At 60.6% G+C, this 16,559-nt stretch carries 13 protein-coding genes; 8 read left to right on the forward strand and 5 right to left on the reverse strand.

Annotated features, from left to right (window positions below; translation table 11 throughout):
* Positions 1–323 precede the first annotated feature (323 nt).
* Positions 324–1,442 (forward strand): mechanosensitive ion channel family protein, encoded by a 1,119-nt coding sequence (locus tag DVH23_RS22110; protein WP_157972573.1) that lies wholly within the window; start codon positions 324–326, stop codon positions 1,440–1,442.
* A gap of 22 nt (positions 1,443–1,464) precedes the next feature.
* On the opposite strand, the gene DVH23_RS22115 is transcribed toward DVH23_RS22110, so the two are convergent.
* Positions 1,465–2,058 (reverse strand): hypothetical protein, encoded by a 594-nt coding sequence (locus DVH23_RS22115; RefSeq protein ID WP_114579523.1) that lies wholly within the window; start codon positions 2,056–2,058, stop codon positions 1,465–1,467.
* 796 nt (positions 2,059–2,854) lie between these two features.
* On the opposite strand from DVH23_RS22115, the gene DVH23_RS22120 reads away from it, so the two are divergent.
* Together DVH23_RS22120 and DVH23_RS22125 are read left to right on the forward strand one after the other, a co-directional pair.
* Positions 2,855–3,529 (forward strand): helix-turn-helix domain-containing protein, encoded by a 675-nt coding sequence (locus tag DVH23_RS22120; RefSeq protein WP_114579524.1) that lies wholly within the window; start codon positions 2,855–2,857, stop codon positions 3,527–3,529.
* A 1,116-nt stretch (positions 3,530–4,645) separates the two neighbouring features.
* Positions 4,646–5,761: a Xaa-Pro peptidase family protein gene (locus DVH23_RS22125; RefSeq protein ID WP_114579525.1), complete on the forward strand. Its 1,116-nt coding sequence runs from the start codon at positions 4,646–4,648 to the stop codon at positions 5,759–5,761.
* Between the two features lie 59 nt (positions 5,762–5,820).
* On the opposite strand, the gene DVH23_RS22130 is transcribed toward DVH23_RS22125, so the two are convergent.
* From DVH23_RS22130 to DVH23_RS22145, 4 genes are all read right to left on the reverse strand, one after another.
* Positions 5,821–6,969, reverse strand: a complete 1,149-nt coding sequence (locus DVH23_RS22130) for an ABC transporter ATP-binding protein (protein ID WP_114579526.1) — start codon at positions 6,967–6,969, stop codon at positions 5,821–5,823.
* A gap of 97 nt (positions 6,970–7,066) precedes the next feature.
* Complete coding sequence (locus DVH23_RS22135; protein ID WP_114579527.1) at positions 7,067–7,975, reverse strand: carbohydrate ABC transporter permease; 909 nt, start codon at positions 7,973–7,975, stop codon at positions 7,067–7,069.
* A complete protein-coding gene (locus tag DVH23_RS22140; protein ID WP_114579528.1) occupies positions 7,972–8,922 on the reverse strand; it encodes a carbohydrate ABC transporter permease in 951 nt (316 codons plus the stop codon). Before DVH23_RS22140 ends, DVH23_RS22135 begins: the two co-directional genes overlap by 4 nt.
* A gap of 10 nt (positions 8,923–8,932) precedes the next feature.
* Complete coding sequence (locus DVH23_RS22145; protein ID WP_114579529.1) at positions 8,933–10,471, reverse strand: ABC transporter substrate-binding protein; 1,539 nt, start codon at positions 10,469–10,471, stop codon at positions 8,933–8,935.
* A gap of 229 nt (positions 10,472–10,700) precedes the next feature.
* Between DVH23_RS22145 and DVH23_RS22150 the strand changes: the two genes are divergently transcribed.
* The 5 genes from DVH23_RS22150 to DVH23_RS22175 form a co-directional block, all read left to right on the forward strand.
* On the forward strand, positions 10,701–11,558 hold the full coding sequence (locus DVH23_RS22150; protein WP_114579530.1) for an NAD(P)-dependent oxidoreductase: 858 nt from the start codon (positions 10,701–10,703) through the stop codon (positions 11,556–11,558).
* Between the two features lie 152 nt (positions 11,559–11,710).
* Complete coding sequence (locus DVH23_RS22155) at positions 11,711–12,844, forward strand: mandelate racemase/muconate lactonizing enzyme family protein (RefSeq protein WP_114579531.1); 1,134 nt, start codon at positions 11,711–11,713, stop codon at positions 12,842–12,844.
* Between the two features lie 296 nt (positions 12,845–13,140).
* A complete protein-coding gene (locus tag DVH23_RS22165; RefSeq protein WP_114579533.1) occupies positions 13,141–13,947 on the forward strand; it encodes an IclR family transcriptional regulator in 807 nt (268 codons plus the stop codon).
* A 100-nt stretch (positions 13,948–14,047) separates the two neighbouring features.
* On the forward strand, positions 14,048–15,142 hold the full coding sequence (locus tag DVH23_RS22170) for an ADP-ribosylglycohydrolase family protein (protein WP_114579534.1): 1,095 nt from the start codon (positions 14,048–14,050) through the stop codon (positions 15,140–15,142).
* 1,051 nt (positions 15,143–16,193) lie between these two features.
* A partial coding sequence (locus DVH23_RS22175; protein ID WP_198668060.1) for a twin-arginine translocation signal domain-containing protein occupies positions 16,194–16,559 on the forward strand: 366 nt, incomplete at its 3' end.

Consider the following 16,559-nt stretch of genomic DNA (forward strand, 5'->3'; position numbering starts at 1 on the left):
CCATCAGCCGCTGTACTGCTGCACCGTCATCGACCTCCGCCAAGATCTGGCGGAGGTCTTCGGTAGAGACGTTCTCCAGATTGGCCATACGGCCATTACTGACTCGAACTCTATGAACTTTTAGCCGTCAGTATTAGGTAAACAGTGGCCGTATGCTCCCGCCCGCTCTCGGTCGAACAGTGGCGGAATCACCGATCGCGATCCCCACAGGCACGCTCTCGGTCGTCTCGAGCGGGGATATCAAGATTCATATCGCTCCTCCCGGTGGTCACTACTACTCCGTCTCGCCACGCCACCCATCGGTATCCCTGTACCCCGCTCTCATGGTCGACATCGGACCCCTCACTGAAGTCAGCATCCCGCTGAGTGACCAGCCGTGGGTACTCGTTGCGGGAATCCTGCTCGGATCGGTGCTCCTCTCTCGAGCCCTCGAGTGGGGTGGGGCCTACCTCCTCGGTCGCTCCCCGCGATGGTCGGAGACGTCGATCAGCCACGTCTTCATCGACGAGATACGGATCCCGCTGCACGTGTCGATCGTCGTCGGCGGGATCCTGCTCAGTTTAAGCGTCCTCGAGAGCATTTCGTCGACCCCTACTCTCGTCCGAGTCCTCTCGTCGCTGGTCGTCGTCCTCTGGATGCGGGCACTCGTCCGGCTCGGCGGCGAGTGGATCGACGTCGTGAACGCGGCCGACAACGAGTACGAGTTCTCGCCGATCTTCAAGAACTCCTGGACGATCCTGCTCGTCCTCGTCACCGTCAGCATGCTGCTCGTCATCTGGGAGGTCGACATCACGCCGATTCTGGCCTCCGCCGGGGTGCTCAGTATCGTCCTGGGGTTGGCCGCCCAGGATGCTATCGGGAACCTGATCGGTGGCATCTCACTCTATTTCGATGATACGTACAATACGGGAGACGTCATCGTGCTCGAGGACGGACAACGCGGCGCGGTCACCGATATCGGAATCAGGAGTACGACGATCCTCACACGGGACAACATCGTTATTACGGTTCCTAACTCGGTGCTCAATTCGGCATCCGTAATCAACGAATCCGCTCCGCAGCGCCGGAAACGAATCAGAGTTCCGATCACTGTCGCCTACGGAACCGATCACGAGGAGGTCGAAGCGATCCTGCTCGAACTCTGTGAGGACGTTCCACTGATCTTGGAGAGTCCGTCACCCCAGGTGATGTTCCAGGAGTTCGGTGATTCCGCGCTCCTCTTCGAGCTCTGGGCGTACGTCGGACACCCGTTCAGTGAGCCACGCGCGGCCGATCACATCAATCGGCGGGTCTACGAGCGGTTCGACGACGCCGATATCACCATCCCGTTCCCCCAGCGCGAGATCAGTTATCTCTCGGCGGAGGACGAACGGACGGACACGACTCCGTTGCGGGACGGGGACCGGGTGGCCGAGTACGTCGAGGACCGGGATCGCGGGTGAAGTACCGTTCACTACGGACCGATTATACGGCGTATCCCTCGCTCCGTAACGCGATTTCGACTGCGCGCGTGAACTTCTCCCGGAGGTCGTCGTCGAACGTCTCGACTTTCGGATCGGAGCGAGCGAGCTCGAGTCGTCGGTCCGACGTCTCGCCGTCGTCGGCCGGAGCAAACGTTTGCTGGAACCGCTGGCCGTTGTTGCCGTATATCGTCACGGACACCTCCGACGGGGCGTTCCCTGAGTCGATCTCCGCTCGTTGAGGGACGTCGGCACGCTCGAAATCGGTGAGATCCGTACTGAGCGTGCCGTCGGCGAGTTCCTGCTCGAGCGATTCGCGGTCCCACTCGTTCGGATCGTCCGTGTCGACGTTCGATCCGCGGACGTGCTCGGCCGTGATCTCATCGACTCGCCACGCCCGGAGCGTCGGCGAGTCCAGATCGCGACCGTCACGCGTTCGGATATCGCCTTCGCGAACGATCTCTCCTTCAACGACCCGAATGTAGTCCTGGCCCGTAGCCGGAATATCGAGGAAGATCTCGTCGGCTTCCGTGCTTACGAGGACCTCCGTCCCCCCGATCGTCCGGGGTTCCAACGAGCGGATGGGTTCATCAGTCATGGTGCTCTCGTCCGTGGCTCGAACATGCCCCGCCCTAAGAACACCGACGCTCCGCGGTCGTTAACGCGGATTCGTGAGGATTTCACGGCGTTCCGTACGGGCACGATATCGTGACCGTCGGGATGCTCGAGTAACCGAGGGGAAACCGGATCATACTGCCGTCCCGACTCCGCCTGCGGTCCGACGGTCCGTCTCTCACCGATCATCGATCGTGTTCGTTCCGGACGCGACGGAGACGTAGGTCCGGTAGACGTCATCCGACGGTTCGGACGGATGGGGGGCCGTCCGAACAGGGCTATGGGACCGACGCCCCGTGTCACACGAGGTGACGGAAGTGGGGGAAGGGGGAACGGTCCCGGGGTGGGTGCCAGTGTGGCTGGCGATCCAGCCATGCGACCGGCGAGTTGGCATACCAACGAAGCGAATAAAGTCACCGTTCATCGTTCACCGAATCGGGCCGAATCTAGACCGAAGTGTGTGTCCTAATTCGCTGAAAGTGCGTTTGAACCGGGATGAATTTCCCTCTCCCCACCGTGGATGGGGCGCTCGTCGGCTCTCTGGGCCTCTCCTCTCAGAACGGCGGTCATCGCCGTGAACGATCCCGCCCTATAAACTTCGGAGACAGTCAGGGCCACACCACCCAGAGGACGATCGTATCAATGAGTACCCGTGATCCGAGTGGCTGTGCAACGATGATCCGGTCGCCCCCCTCCGGTCCCAGGATCCCTGTGACCGAACGGCGACGTACTTCCCTGCGTGCATGCGTCTCATCCGTCGGAACGGGAGGAGAGATAGCATGACAATGGTGACCAAGTTCAACGTTCCTATCGAGGACGTGATGCTCTCGGAGACGTTCTCGCGACTCCCCGAGCTTCAGATCCGAGTCAAACGCATCGTTGCCGACGGCTCCACCCGGATTCTGCCGCTCGTCTGGCTCACCGGTGGCTCCAAACGGGAGATCGAGGCCGCACTGACCGACGACACGTCCGTCGAGGGGTTCAGGTATCTGCTTCAGGGCGACGAGGACTCGGAGTGGCTCTACCACCTCGAGTACGGGGCCGACAGCGAAACGCTGTTCTCGACGATCTTCGCCAACGACGGGACGATCCTCGACGCGGCGTGTTCGGCGAGCACCTGGACGTTCCGACTCCTGTTTCCCGACCGATCCCTCCTGTCCGAAACCGTCCCCACGCTCGAGGACCAGGGGCTGCACGTCGATATCACGCAGATGATGGAGGCCGACCGCAAGGTCGATCTCACGACGACGACGCTGACCGAGGCCCAAGAGGAAGCGATCCGCGCGGCCTACGAGTTGGGCTACTACGACGTCCCGCGTCGACTCTCCCTCGAGGATCTCGCGACCGAACTCGAGATCTCTCACCAGGCGTTGTCCGAACGACTTCGCCGGGCGAACAAGGTCCTCGCGAGCGAGCGGATCGACGAGCCGAGTCGGAACGACGTCGTTCACTGACGAACGCCTTTCAACCGCTATCCAGTGGCTGCCTCCCAAACCGGCGTACCGGTCCCGATTCTACGGGGGGTACGCTCTCGGGCCCGTGACTCGGCATGGTATGGCTGTCGGTAGGGAACGCCACGGGACGAAACCGGAGTCGGGCTCGCACGTCCTGCAACCCATACATCTATTGAGCTACAGTGAGTTCTCCCGGCCGCACGACCCAATCTGAAGGCACATCAGTTCGGGGTCGTGCTGCCCGTCAGAGGTACACCACCTACGGGCGGGCTCTCGTTGCTCACCCGTGTTGCGACCACGTCCGTAGCGACGAGAAAGGTAGATTCGGCGCCGGGCTCTCCGATGGACCCCCTGCGTACGCTCTCGAGTACCGAGAGATAATCCCTTCTTACTTCGCGTTCGATGCCATTACTAATTGCCTCTCGTAACCAAGAGAGGGTGTCGGTCCCGTCTCACGGAGGCCGACTATCGCAGAACGCGTCCGTTGCCCCGCCCCACACCCCCTATGTGCATCCGGGGTAACGGATTTCGCGGACACGGACGCCGAACCTCCGATTCATCGCTATACGTGACCCGGCCTCGCCACGTAACCTCCTCGGGGAACCCCTCCGCCGACATCTACACCAGAGTTTTTGGTGAGTGTTAGTAGCCATCAGATGGACATGTATGGGATATTTATTCTGTTCGACAGGTTATAAAATGCATCTATAAATCGAACCTTCGAGATCGTTCTAGCTTCCGCGACGGCCGGCCCGGAGATCAGATTTTGATCCAGTACAACGTTGTTAGAGGAGTTTAGTCGTGACAGCTGGGGGAAATATGGTGTCGGAGTCTTCCAAATAATCAGTGATAGTATATACCTTTATATCTTATTAGTAGGGCTATCATGGTTGAATGAGCACTAAGCCACGGAGGAGTTAATATTAACTAGTAGTTGCTAGAGTACCAATATCGCATATCAGTTTCTAACATACTATATCATGAATCGCCAGTTCCAATTTGTGATAAGCCTACTCATGAATGGCTTGGTCGACTCGTGGCTTCGGTTCCATCATATCTTACGAGCGCATCACAAAGTGGAGGTACATTTAGTACGCCTGAAGCAGAGACGGTGATATGAAGGGACGATACGAGGAGCGACAACGACGAGCACAGCAGCGACTCGAGGACAGAGGTGCCGACGCGGCGATCGTTTATCCCGGTCCGAACCTGCAATACTTTACGGGTTTTCGCGGGGAGCCGGTCGATCGGTTTCATGCACTCTATCTGCCCGCGGACGGCGACGTGACGCTCGTCACGCCGGCCCAGTATCTGACACAGGCACGGCGCAACGTCACGGCGGACGCGTTCTATCGGGTCGATGGAAACGATCCGGCGACCGTTGGCGACGCGATCGTCTCGTTGCTTCCGTCCGCGCCCGAGGGACTCCTCGTCGACGACCGCACCCCCCATGCGCTGACAGCACATCTATACGACGCCCTCGAGAGCGGGACGATCGGATCGGCAGCGCCCGTCTGTGAGGCGATGCGTCGCCGCAAGGACGACGACGAGCTCGCAGCCCTCCAGCGATCGGCCGACATCGCCGATGCCGTCAGCGAGGAGATCCGGTTGCTCGGCGCGAGCGCGATCGGACTGACCGAAGCCGAACTTGCCACGAAGATCCGGACGAAACTCCACTCGTACGGAGCGACGGCCGTCTCCTTCGACGTCGTCGTGGGCGCCGGCCCGAACGGTGCGGATCCGGCACTGCGCCACTCCGACCGGGAGATCCGAACCGGCGACCCGGTCGTCATCGACTTCGGCTGTTTCCGCGAGGGGTACGCCAGCGACCAGACGCGAACCGTCGTGTTCGACGGCGAGCCACCAACGAACCCGGCGGAGTTCGAGTCCGTTCACGAGGCGGTGCATGCCGCACTCGAGGCCGGCATCGCCGCCGTCGAACCCGGCGTAAGCGCCGGCGACGTGGATCGTGCGGCACGCGACACCCTCGAGGAGTACGGTTACGCGGAGCGGTTCACCCATGGCACGGGCCACGGCGTCGGCCTGGCCGCCCACGAGGACCTCGTAATCGGACCCGAGGCGACGACGACGCTCGAGGAGGGTATGGTGTTCAGCGTCGAACCGGGCGTCTACTTCGAAGGCGAATGGGGGGTTCGCATCGAGGACCTCGTTGCAGTCACCCAGAACGGGTGCATCCGGCTGAACGACTCCTCTCGGGCGTGGAAGCCGTAATCCCGACCCGAGACGGCGACGGGGCCACCAAACGCGCCACCTCCCGAGGCCGGTACGGCCTACTCGACGTTGAGGGAGTGGGACATGTCCTTCTCGGGTGCATCCCCCGTGGTGGCGATGAGCTCCTCAGTGTCCGCATCGAAGAGAAACACGCTGTCGAGATCGATCCCGACGGACGTCTCCTCGTTTTCGGTGATCGCCTGTGTCGAGGGAATGAGTGCCCGAAGCTCACCCTCAGGACCCTCCAAGCGAGCGAGGGCACGATCGTCGATTGGCTCGAGGAGCAACAGCTCCATGGTAAACAGCGGGTTGGTCACCCGGTCGCCGAGGCTGACGCTCTGGGGACGGAAGCCGACGAGCACGTCGCCGGATGATCGATCCGTGAACTGCTGATCGACCGGTAACTCCAGGGTCTGACCGTGCGTCTGCACGCGAGCGGAGTCCTCCGAGAACGCGGTAAGCTCCCCTCGCAACGTGTTGATGCTCGGGTTCCCGATGAAGTGAGCGACGAAGAGATTGTTGGGATAGTAGTAGACCTCCTCTCTGGTGCCGAACTGCTCGATCCGCCCGTCGTTCATGATGGCGATCCGATCGCTCATCGTCAGCGCTTCCTCCTGGTCGTGCGTGACGTAGATCGTCGGCTGGCCGATCCGCTTGTGGACCTCGAGGATCTCTCGGCGGATCTCGACTTTGAGCTTCGCGTCGAGATCGCTCAGCGGTTCGTCCATCAGGAACGCGAGCGGGTCCTGGACGATGGTCCGGGCGAGTGCGGCGCGTTGGCGCTGACCGCCACTGAGGTCGCCGGGTTTCTTATCGAGCATATCGGGGATCTGCATCACTCCGGCGGCCTCCTCCGCTTTCGAGTTCCGCTCGTCTTTCGAGACCCCTTTGACCTTCAGCGGGTAGGCGATGTTGTCCCGGATGCTCATGTGGGGATAGAGCGCGATGTTCTGGAACATCATCGCCAACCCGCGCTTTTCGGCCGGAACCTCGGTCACGTCCTGGTCGTCGAAGACGATCTGCCCGCTCGTGGGCTGTTCGAGGCCGGCGATACATCGGAGCGTCGTCGTCTTTCCACAGCCCGAGGGGCCGACGAGCGTGATGAACTCGCCGTCTTCGATGTCCATACTGATGTCGTCGACGGCGACCTCAACGCCGCTCGAGATCTCGAACTCCTTGCGGAGATTTCGTATGCTAATCGTGCTCATTGGTTGATTATCGTGGGTTCGTGGGTGTTAAACATTCTGATGGGTGCTACCGCCCCGCCGTTCGATCGCACGATGCTCGTCCCTCGGTGAACGTCGATCACCCGATATCACTGGGGTCGAACCCGCTGAGCAGGTACTTCTGGAACGCGTACACGAACAGGAACGCCGGCAGCGACGCGAGAAACGTCGCGGCCATGATCTGGTTCCACATAACGGTGTTCTGCTCGGTAAACGCCTGGATCCCCGTCGTGATGACGTAGTTGTCGGCGCCGGGCATCAGGATCTTCGGCAGCGTGTACTCGTTCCACGAGACGGCAAACGAGTAGATGCCGACCGCGACGATGCCGGGTTTGGCGATGGGTAACGCGACGTCGATCATCGTCCGGAACCGGGACGCCCCGGCAACCCTGGCCGATTCCTCAAGGGAGGGTGGAACGGTCTGGAAGAACTTCCACATGATCCACAGCGAGAACGGGAGCGCCAGTGCCGTCTCCGCGAGCATCAGGCCGATGTAACTGTTGATGATCCCGAGCTGGCTCCAGAGGATGTACATCGGGATGGCCAGCAGGATAGCCGGGAACATGTACCCGAAGAGGATCCCCTTGGCGAACGTGTCCTGATACGGGATGTCGAACCGGGTCAACCCGTACCCGCCGAGCGTCGCGAGCGTCGTCGTGATGAACACGACGCCGATCATGACGATGACGGTGTTCTGGAGATACATCAGGAAGTCCGAGAAGAAAAACAGCCGCTCGTAGTTCGCGAGCGTCACTTCCCCGGGAAGCACCGTGGGCTGTCTAGTCAGGACGTCGGCCCGGGGACGAACGCTGGTGATGAACATCCAGTAGAGAGGGAACAGAATCGTCAGCAGGATCAGCCCCAGCAGGGCGTACAGTCCCAGCGTCTTCACCGTTCGTTGCTGGGAGTAGGAGAACCGGTTCCAGATCGGCGTGTCGCTTTTGAACCGATCCGACAGCGGCTCGAGGTCGGATTCCCGGTTGCTCATTCCGTACGCACCTCCGATTCGGGCTCTAAGACCCGGAAGTAGATGACCGCCGCGACGATCAAAATCGCGAACAGGACGACCGAGACGGCGGCGGATTGGCCGAGATTGTAGTTGCCGAACGCGACGTCGTAGGCGTAGATCGGTGCCGTTTCGGTCGCGTCTCCCGGCCCGCCGCCGGTCATGACGTCAATGATGTCGTACTTGTTGAACATCCAGACGCCCCGGAGGAGGACGACAATGAAGATGACGCCCTTCAGGTTCGGGAGCGTGATGTCCCGGAACTGCTGCCAGCGGGAGGCCCCCGCGACCCGTGCGGCATCGTAGTAGCCCTCCGGAATGGACTGGAGGCGGGCCAGAACGAGGATCGTGACGAAGATCGCGTACTTCCAGGCGGTCGCAAGGATCAACGCGAGCATCGCCGTATCGGGATTGCCAAACCACTGGACGCCGGTCTCCGAGAGCCCCGACCTGATGAGGATCGAGTTCAGCACCCCCCAGTTCGTATCGAACATCCACAGTCCGAGATAGCCCAGCAACGCCGTGGGAATCAGATACGGGAGCAAGACGACCGCCCGAACGCCCTTGTTGAAGGGGAACTCGCGGGCGATGACGAGAGCGATACCGATTCCGGCCACTAATTGGACGACGACCGAGCCGACGGCGAAGACGATCGATCGCCAGAGCGAACTCCGGAAGGCGGCATCCGTGAGCGTCGCGACGTAGTTCTCGGCCCCGACCCAGTTCCAGTCGGCCTGGAACAGCGGAATCTCGAAGAAACTCGCTCGGATCGCCCAGATGATGGGGAGGATGAGGACGAACGTGAGCAAGAGCAAGACGGGGATCACGGTGAGGCCGATCATCAACGAGCGGTTCGACAGTCGCTCGTAGACCGAGTCCTGGAGGCGTCGTAACGGCGGCGCGTTATCGATAACGGAGAGCAAACTCATCGGCGGAGCGTTATCGGGCTCCGTCGAGGGTGTCCTGGAGGGTCGACGCAGCGCTATCGAGGGCCTCCCCGGCGTCCATGTCCTCCTGGATCACGTCCCAGACGAGCTGCCACAGCGCGTCGTCCGCGAACAGCTGGCCTGTGTAGGGGTTCGGCGGGTCGGTTTCGTGGGGAAACGCCCGCCTGTTTTCCTCCGTCAGATGAGCCTGGATGTCCGCTTCGGTCCAGGCGTCCGGCAGTTCGCTGAGGCCCTCCTGATACTGCTCGTGTTCGACGACCTCTGGAACGACGGGCGCGTTGTGGACCGGCGAGAGCATGAGGAAGTCGAACATGAAGTCCGGTTGGACCATGAACTTGATCCACTCGTTGGCTCCCTCGACGTTCGCACCCTCGAACGTGCTGACACCCTGCAGGAGGCCCAAGACGGGGTTGTCCTCCTGACCCTCGGGGCGGGCACACTGGCGCTCCCGGACGCTGTCGGCGAACGGTAATTCCTGTTCAACGGACTGGATCTTCGGTCGATTGCCGAAGTAGTGGCCGGCAAACGTCGTTTCCGACGGGATCGCCGACGAGTAGGAACTACAGTCACCCTGTGTGTCGAGGGATTGGTACTGGGACCGTTCCTTCCAGAACTCCAGTGCCTGAACCCATGACTCGCGGTTCTCGCCTTCGTGCATCGTGATCTGGACGTCGCCGTTGTCGTCGCGTCCACAGACCGTTCCGCCGGCCATGTACGCCGCACTGATGATGTAGTACTTGGCGCAGTCGTTCTGGCCGAGAGGGAGGTATCCGGCGCGCATCCCTCCCTGTCCTTCGTCGTACTCCTCCATCATCCCGAGCACGTCGTCCCAGGTCTGGGGATAGTCGTCGCCGACGTCCGTCGCCACGTCGTCGCGGTAGTGGTACATGTCCGCATTGATGAACAGCGGAACCATGTGATGAGTCCCGTCCAGTTCGACGGCGCCCCGCTCGGTCGTGATCTCGGTATCGTATTCGTTCTCGAAATACTCGACTGCAGGGGTCACGTCGCCGGCCTGCCCGTTCGTGGCGAACGTGACGATGTCCTGGACGCCAATATGTGTCACTTCGGGCGGGTCACCCGCCTGGAGGAGCTGGGTCAGCCGCTCGCGATAGCCGGTGCCGATTCCGACGTACTCCATGTTGACCGACGCACCGGTTTCTTGCTCGAAAGCGGTGTTGAGTTCGTTCCAGAACTCCTGCCACTGAGTGCTCGCCTCCTCGGTAAGCACGTGGATCTCCGTTCCCGAGAGATCCGCCCACTCGCCGTCTTCAGTAGCGTTCCCGTTGCCGTTCCCGCTCTCGTTTCCGTTTCCGTTTCCGTTGCCGTTGCCGTTGCCGTTTCCGCTGTCGTTTCCGTTACCGTTGCCATTTCCATTGCCGTTACCATTGCCGTTCCCGTTCCCACCGTCTCCGCCGAGACAGCCCGCGATTCCTGCGCCGATCGAGGAAACGCCGACCGCCCGCGCAAACCGCCGTCGTGATACTCGTCGATCCGACTCCTGATCGTGGGGCTCGCTATTACGACCCATACTCTCGACAACCTATCGCTCACTATTAAGCTTTTTGGGTGTTCGATAATGATATATGAGGGATAGAACGTCGTCACACTCTCTCACTCGGCGCGGAGAGAAGGAAGCAACTCCCGACCCGGTATGACGACGTGCCCGCTGTCAATCGCGGATCAGTAGATATGGATCGAAGCGGTGGAATGCGCCACAAACATTTATCCCGGTCGGTTGTAGAGTATTCGACTGACCCATGCAAGACGTTGGACTCATCGGCGCCGGCTACATCGGCAAGCTCTTTCTGGACGAACTGCTCGAGGCGGACCGGGACGTGACCGTCTTCGATATCGACGAAGAGCAGGTGGCGGCTGCAACAGAAAAGGGGGCAACCGAAGCAGCCAGTCCTGCCGAGATCGGCCGGGCGACGGACACCGTCATCATGGCCGTTCCGGGGACGCCGGAGGTCGAGGCGACGATGACGGGGCCGGACGGTTTGCTCGACTCCCTCGAGGAGCGCCACCTCGTCATCGACGTCACGACGACGCTTCCGGAGACGTCGATCGCGTGCGAGGAGATGTGCGAGGAACGCGGAGCCCGCTTCATCGAGGCACCGATCACCGGGGGGTCCCCTCGTGAGGGATACCACATGATGGTTGGCGGGAGCGAAGCGAATTACGAATCGGCCGAAGACGTCCTCGACGTCATCTGTGCCGATCACGCGCGGATCGGCGACACGGGTGATGCGACGATCTTCAAGCTCGCGCTCCAGATGCGCTACGCCGGTCATCACGCGATCGACGCGGAAATCGTCGAGTTCTGTCGGGACAACGGTGTCGATCCGAGTCCGCTCAACGACTTTCTCGAGATGGGTGTCTGGGAGAAGTACTTCACCGAAGATTTCAGCCAGGACATCGAGGGGCTCGGCGGACTGGCCATCTGGCACAAGGACATCGGATACGCCCACCAGGTAGCAACCGAACACGACACCGCACTGCCGCTGAATAGCGTCGTTCACGAAGCGTACAAGGCGATAACTCCTCGAGCGGGGCGCGAGGAAGGCCACGCAGCAGGCCTCATCGAGTACTGGCAGTGGCTCAACGACTCCTCTTAGCGATGACTCCAGTACCAAATTCGACGATTCGAACCGAGCCGGACGGTGACGCGTGAGCGATCGACTATCGAACGCGAGATCACACCGGGAAGAAGCGGCCATCCTCTCCGCAATAAAAATAATTATATATCCGCTTTGGGAACGGCAATCGTATGCAGATAGAACAAGTGGAGCCCGTCGTCCTTGAGAGTGCGATCGGAACGGTCTCGATGCCGGGTGGAAAAAGCGCGTTCGACGCGACAGTGACGCCGGTCGTCGTCAAGGTCCACACCGACGAGGGGATCGTCGGTCTGGGAGAGACGTACCTCGACGACCCGTCGGGTCACAAGGCACTGACTGCAGCGAAGGGGATGGAAGCCCTGGGACACGAACTCGAGGGAAAAGACCCGCGTGACGTCGTGGCGCGCTGGCACGAACTCTACGTCCACGTGAAACGCGAGGGATCGTTTCGGGCCCTGAGCGCCATCGACGAGGCGCTGTGGGACATCAAGGGGAAAGCGAGCGGGAAACCGGTCTACGAACTCCTCGGGGGGAGGGTCGGCGAACTCAAAGCCTACGCGACGTTTCCGCTCTCGAAGCCGGCCGACCAGCTGATCGAGGACGCAGGGTGGCTCGCCGACAAGGGGTTCCCGACGATGAAGATCGTAGCCGGCCACGGGATCGACAACGACACCGAGAAGATAACCACCGTTGCAGAGAACTTGCCCGACGGCCTCGGCCTCGCGATCGATTCGAACACGACCTACACGGTCCAGGACGCGATGCGGGTCGGCGAGGTCGCCAGCGAACACGGCCTCGAATGGTTCGAGGAACCGGTCTCGCACACGAACGTCCAGGGAATGGCCCAGCTGAACCGTGACCTCTCGGTTCCGATCTCGGCCTATCAGAACAACCTCGCACACTACCCGGCCGTCGACCTCCTCGAGGCCAACGCCCTCGAGATCTATCAGCCCGCGCTCGACTTCGTCGGCGGGATCACGGCCGCCGATCGCGTCGCTACGATGATCGAACCGTACGACAAGAAACTCGTTCCCCACGCGTTCGGGCCCGCCATCAACTACTCGGCCAGCCTCCACGTCGCCGCTGCGAGTCCGGCCTGTTCGCTCATCGAGTTCGGGGTGTACTCCGACGAGATCGACGACCCGGGAGAGTATATCGCCAGCCCGTACGTCGCCAACCAGACGGACATCTACGTACAGGACGGCGGCACCATCGAACCGCCGAACGAGCCCGGACTGGGTCTCGAACTCGACGACGAGGTCGTCGAGGAGTATCGACTGAACTGACGTCCCGGTTGGCGAGCGGGCGATCAGTCGACCACGGACGATCCGTTCGTCGGTTCGATTCTCGGCGCGAAGATCGGGGAAGCGGACGTCAATGGCGACGCGCGATGTACTCATCCGGACCAGTAGACGGCGACCGCCCACGACCAGCCCCCTGGCGGGAGCCTCTCCATGGAAATCGAGCCGTCATCCCCCGGGCCAGCCTGGTACTGGGAGCCGAGTGCGAACCTGACAGTCGGCGAGGACGTCACCATCGTAGAACGGAAACTCCTAACACGGATGCTCGCTAATAACATGGTATGGGGACACAGGACACAACCGAGAAATCGATCAAATCCACACAGACGGCGTTCGACATCATAGAAACCATCGCGGATCGGGACCGGCCGACCATCACCGAGATCGCCGCGGCGGTCGAACACTCCCGGAGTACGGTCCACTATCATCTGAAGACCCTCGAACGGAACCGGTACGTGATCCAGGACGAGGACGGGCTTCGGCTCGGGTTGCGGATGACCCGTCTCGGCGACCTCGCGAGGCACCAACACGGTCTCAGCGGTGCCGTCGAGGAGGCCGCCGACAATCTGGCCAGGGAGGCGGATGCGGATGCGTGTGTCGCAGTCAAGGAGCGAAACAAGCTGGTGTGGTTGTATCGGGCCACCGACCGGACGCTAACCGAGTTCTCGGCGGACCCGGGAAGAGAGGCAGCCATCCACAGTACCGCATACGGGCAGGCGATCTTGGCGTATACAGCCCCCGAAGCCGTCGACGCGATCGTCGAATCACAGGGATTACCAGCCGAAACCGAACGAACGCTCACGACGAGAGAGGAACTGGATCAACGGCTCTCGATGGTTCGGAAGCTCGGAGTTGCCTACAGCTCCGAAGAGCACACGGTCGGGATAAGCAGTATCGCCGCACCGATCCTCGACGAATCGACCGGCGAGGCCCTTGGCGCCATCGGAATCAGCGATCGTCACGACGAGATCAACGACCCGTACAAACACCCGAAAGCACAGCGCTTCTCCGACGAGTTGCCGGGGTTGGTCAAGCAAACCGCACAGATCGCGAGCAACGCGGTTCCGGGTTCCGGCGACCGGGAGTGATCGGCGTCCGCCGTTCGACATCATAGACGGTCGTGGTCCCCGAGCGGGACCGACCGCCCGGGACCCGAACGGCTATCCGAATACAATGTGAATTACAGGCATGACCACCGAACTCGAAGACAGGGTGTACGGCTGCCTCATCGGAGGCGCGATCGGGGACGCACTCGGCGCACCGGTCGAGGGATGGACTCGACAGCGGATTCAGGCGGAGTACGGGACCTTAGAGGAGTTCAAGCAGTACTACATGCCGTACTCGAAGACGGATCCGGGGACGATCACCAGCGACACCGCGATGCGTCAATACCTCTGTCTCGCGATCGTCGAAAACGACGGCCGCGTGACGCCGACCGAGTTCGCCGACGTGCTCCGTGACCGGCTCAATCCCGACCGAGTGTGGATCAACGAGGAGATCGTCCTCAAGAAGTTGAGTGCGGGCATCGACCCGTGGATGGCAGGACGGGGATCGGTTCCCGACAACAAGATCACGTCCGCGATCACTCCCGTCGGCATCGTCAACGCGGGAGATCCCGGACAGGCGTATCAGGACGGCTTCAACATCGCGTCGATGCTCCAGGACGACCACCATCGACACGCGACCGCGACGATCGCCGCCGGCGTCGCCGAAGCGATCACTCCGGATGCGACGATCGAATCGGTCGTTGCAACCATGATAGAACAGTCGACAGGAGTAACGGCACGCGCAATCGATATCGCGATGGGATACGTCGAGCAAGCGGAAACGGTCGACGAACTCGTCGACCTGTTCTACGAGCAGTTTCTCGACTGGCGGTGGCCGGCAGTCCAGTGGGATCGACAAAAGTACGCTAACGGGGAGGTGTTCAGCGCGAGTACCGTCGAGATCGTCCCCGTTGCGCTCGCGCTCCTGTCGTTCTGCGAGGGTGACGTCAATCGGGTGATCGTGGAAGGGGTGAACTACGGGCGAGACAGCGACGCCGTTGGGACCCTTGCTGGGAGCATAGCCGGCGCACTCCGCGGTGCAGACCGGATCAGACCGGAGTGGAGATCCGCCTGTGAGGAGATGAACGAGGACTTCTTCGTCGAGTTAGAGGGAAATCCGGATGCGGACTTTCACTCCATGGCCGAACGGTTAACCGCGGTGATTCGAAGCGAGCGTAACGAAGCGGCCGATCGGGCCGAACGGCTGACGGAACTGCTCGGCGAATCAGAAGAATAGGTTCGGGTGGTGGGCAGAACGAAATCATCGTCAGGATACCCTCGCACGCTCGAATTCGGACGATCGAACCGAACGACGTACTTGTCTCGAATGTGGCGAGAGATCAATACGCTCTTGGATTACAACCATATACTTGTAATACCGATCGTTACTGCTTTGTCAAGCCCCAACTGAGGAGTGAAACCGGCACCGTCGTCCGGTTCTATGCATCGGTCGACGCTTGAGAGAGTACGACCATCATCCAATACGGATCGATAGTGGGCCGAATTTCGTTGATCTCCACGAGCAGGACACGACGAGCAAGGGTCGGGACCACGTACGCGGCTAAAAGCGTTCGAGCAGCATCGAACCGCTTCGGACCGTTCCTACCTATATCCAGTAATAGAAATATAGAATATGTTTGTCGGTCGGAAAAAGAGAAAGCCAGTGGCCAAATTCCCTATTCAGGAGGACGGTATTCTACTCTATCATAAAAGTAATATATGACGTTGCTAATTGATTCCCATCTATGTGAGCTCTCAAATTAGCCTCTTAGACCCTTTAAACCGCATTCGCTACCTATACAATTTCTATTGATTAGGTGTATATTTGGAAAGCTTCTATTAGGTCATCTTGTATCGAGTGTTTACTTTCGGTCGAGAAAGGATTCCCAATTCCGGACCCGATACGGAACTGTAAATTAAATGGTTTCATCTCGTATCCCAAATTCAGCTGATTGTTTATTCACCGGTGATACACTACTCGCTCACGGATGACACCGTTCGCTCCTTGAGGTAGGGCTTCCTGCTTCCACGACGTTGTCAGACTGGGTCTGGCAGCCCGCCAGACGGAGTCCGGCGAACGCGCTTTGCAGATACCGAGGTATCCACAGGGAGCGCAGTCTCCACATGCGCTAAATTCGCACTAATTCCCCCTATCGACAGCAGACAGCACAGTTCGGCGGTGGTTAGTACACATCACCCCATTAATAGACAAGTATGGGCGTTGTCCGTAAACATTACCAAACCAAATAGCCGTTAGTTTTATTTATTTGTAATTAGCATCGAGAGTCGTGCCTTCAGATAACACGGACGAAACGGAGAGTCAGGAGAAGCGATCGATCGACGTCTCGCGGCGCACGATCCTGCAGGGTGCTGCGGGGATCGGGGCGGCCTCTGCGTTCGGCGGCGGTGCCATCGAGGAGGTGCGGGCGGCGGCCGCCGCCCGCTTCGACGACGCCGAGGGGACCCAGCAGGTCTACATCGTGTTCGACCAGTACGACGAGAGCCTGTCCGGCGACCGTGCCGAACGCATCCGCCTGCTCCGCGAGCACGCCGAGGCGAGCCAGGAGCCCGCCCGCACGACCCTCGCCGAGTTCGACAACGTCGACCTCGTCAGGAGCTACTGGATCACCAACGTCATCCGCGCCGAGGTCAAC

Source organism: Saliphagus sp. LR7 (assembly GCF_003344565.1).
Classification (GTDB): domain Archaea; phylum Halobacteriota; class Halobacteria; order Halobacteriales; family Natrialbaceae; genus Saliphagus; species Saliphagus infecundisoli.

Bases quoted from the DNA above. Each gene is read 5' to 3' on its own strand.
- DVH23_RS22110 (WP_157972573.1), top strand. From the start codon at position 324: ATGGTCGACATCGGACCCCTCACTGAAGTCAGCATCCCGCTGAGTGAC.
- DVH23_RS22115 (WP_114579523.1), bottom strand. From the start codon at position 2,058: ATGACTGATGAACCCATCCGCTCGTTGGAACCCCGGACGATCGGGGGG.
- DVH23_RS22120 (WP_114579524.1), top strand. From the start codon at position 2,855: ATGACAATGGTGACCAAGTTCAACGTTCCTATCGAGGACGTGATGCTC.
- DVH23_RS22125 (WP_114579525.1), top strand. From the start codon at position 4,646: ATGAAGGGACGATACGAGGAGCGACAACGACGAGCACAGCAGCGACTC.
- DVH23_RS22130 (WP_114579526.1), bottom strand. From the start codon at position 6,969: ATGAGCACGATTAGCATACGAAATCTCCGCAAGGAGTTCGAGATCTCG.
- DVH23_RS22135 (WP_114579527.1), bottom strand. From the start codon at position 7,975: ATGAGCAACCGGGAATCCGACCTCGAGCCGCTGTCGGATCGGTTCAAA.
- DVH23_RS22140 (WP_114579528.1), bottom strand. From the start codon at position 8,922: ATGAGTTTGCTCTCCGTTATCGATAACGCGCCGCCGTTACGACGCCTC.
- DVH23_RS22145 (WP_114579529.1), bottom strand. From the start codon at position 10,471: ATGGGTCGTAATAGCGAGCCCCACGATCAGGAGTCGGATCGACGAGTA.
- DVH23_RS22150 (WP_114579530.1), top strand. From the start codon at position 10,701: ATGCAAGACGTTGGACTCATCGGCGCCGGCTACATCGGCAAGCTCTTT.
- DVH23_RS22155 (WP_114579531.1), top strand. From the start codon at position 11,711: ATGCAGATAGAACAAGTGGAGCCCGTCGTCCTTGAGAGTGCGATCGGA.
- DVH23_RS22165 (WP_114579533.1), top strand. From the start codon at position 13,141: ATGGGGACACAGGACACAACCGAGAAATCGATCAAATCCACACAGACG.
- DVH23_RS22170 (WP_114579534.1), top strand. From the start codon at position 14,048: ATGACCACCGAACTCGAAGACAGGGTGTACGGCTGCCTCATCGGAGGC.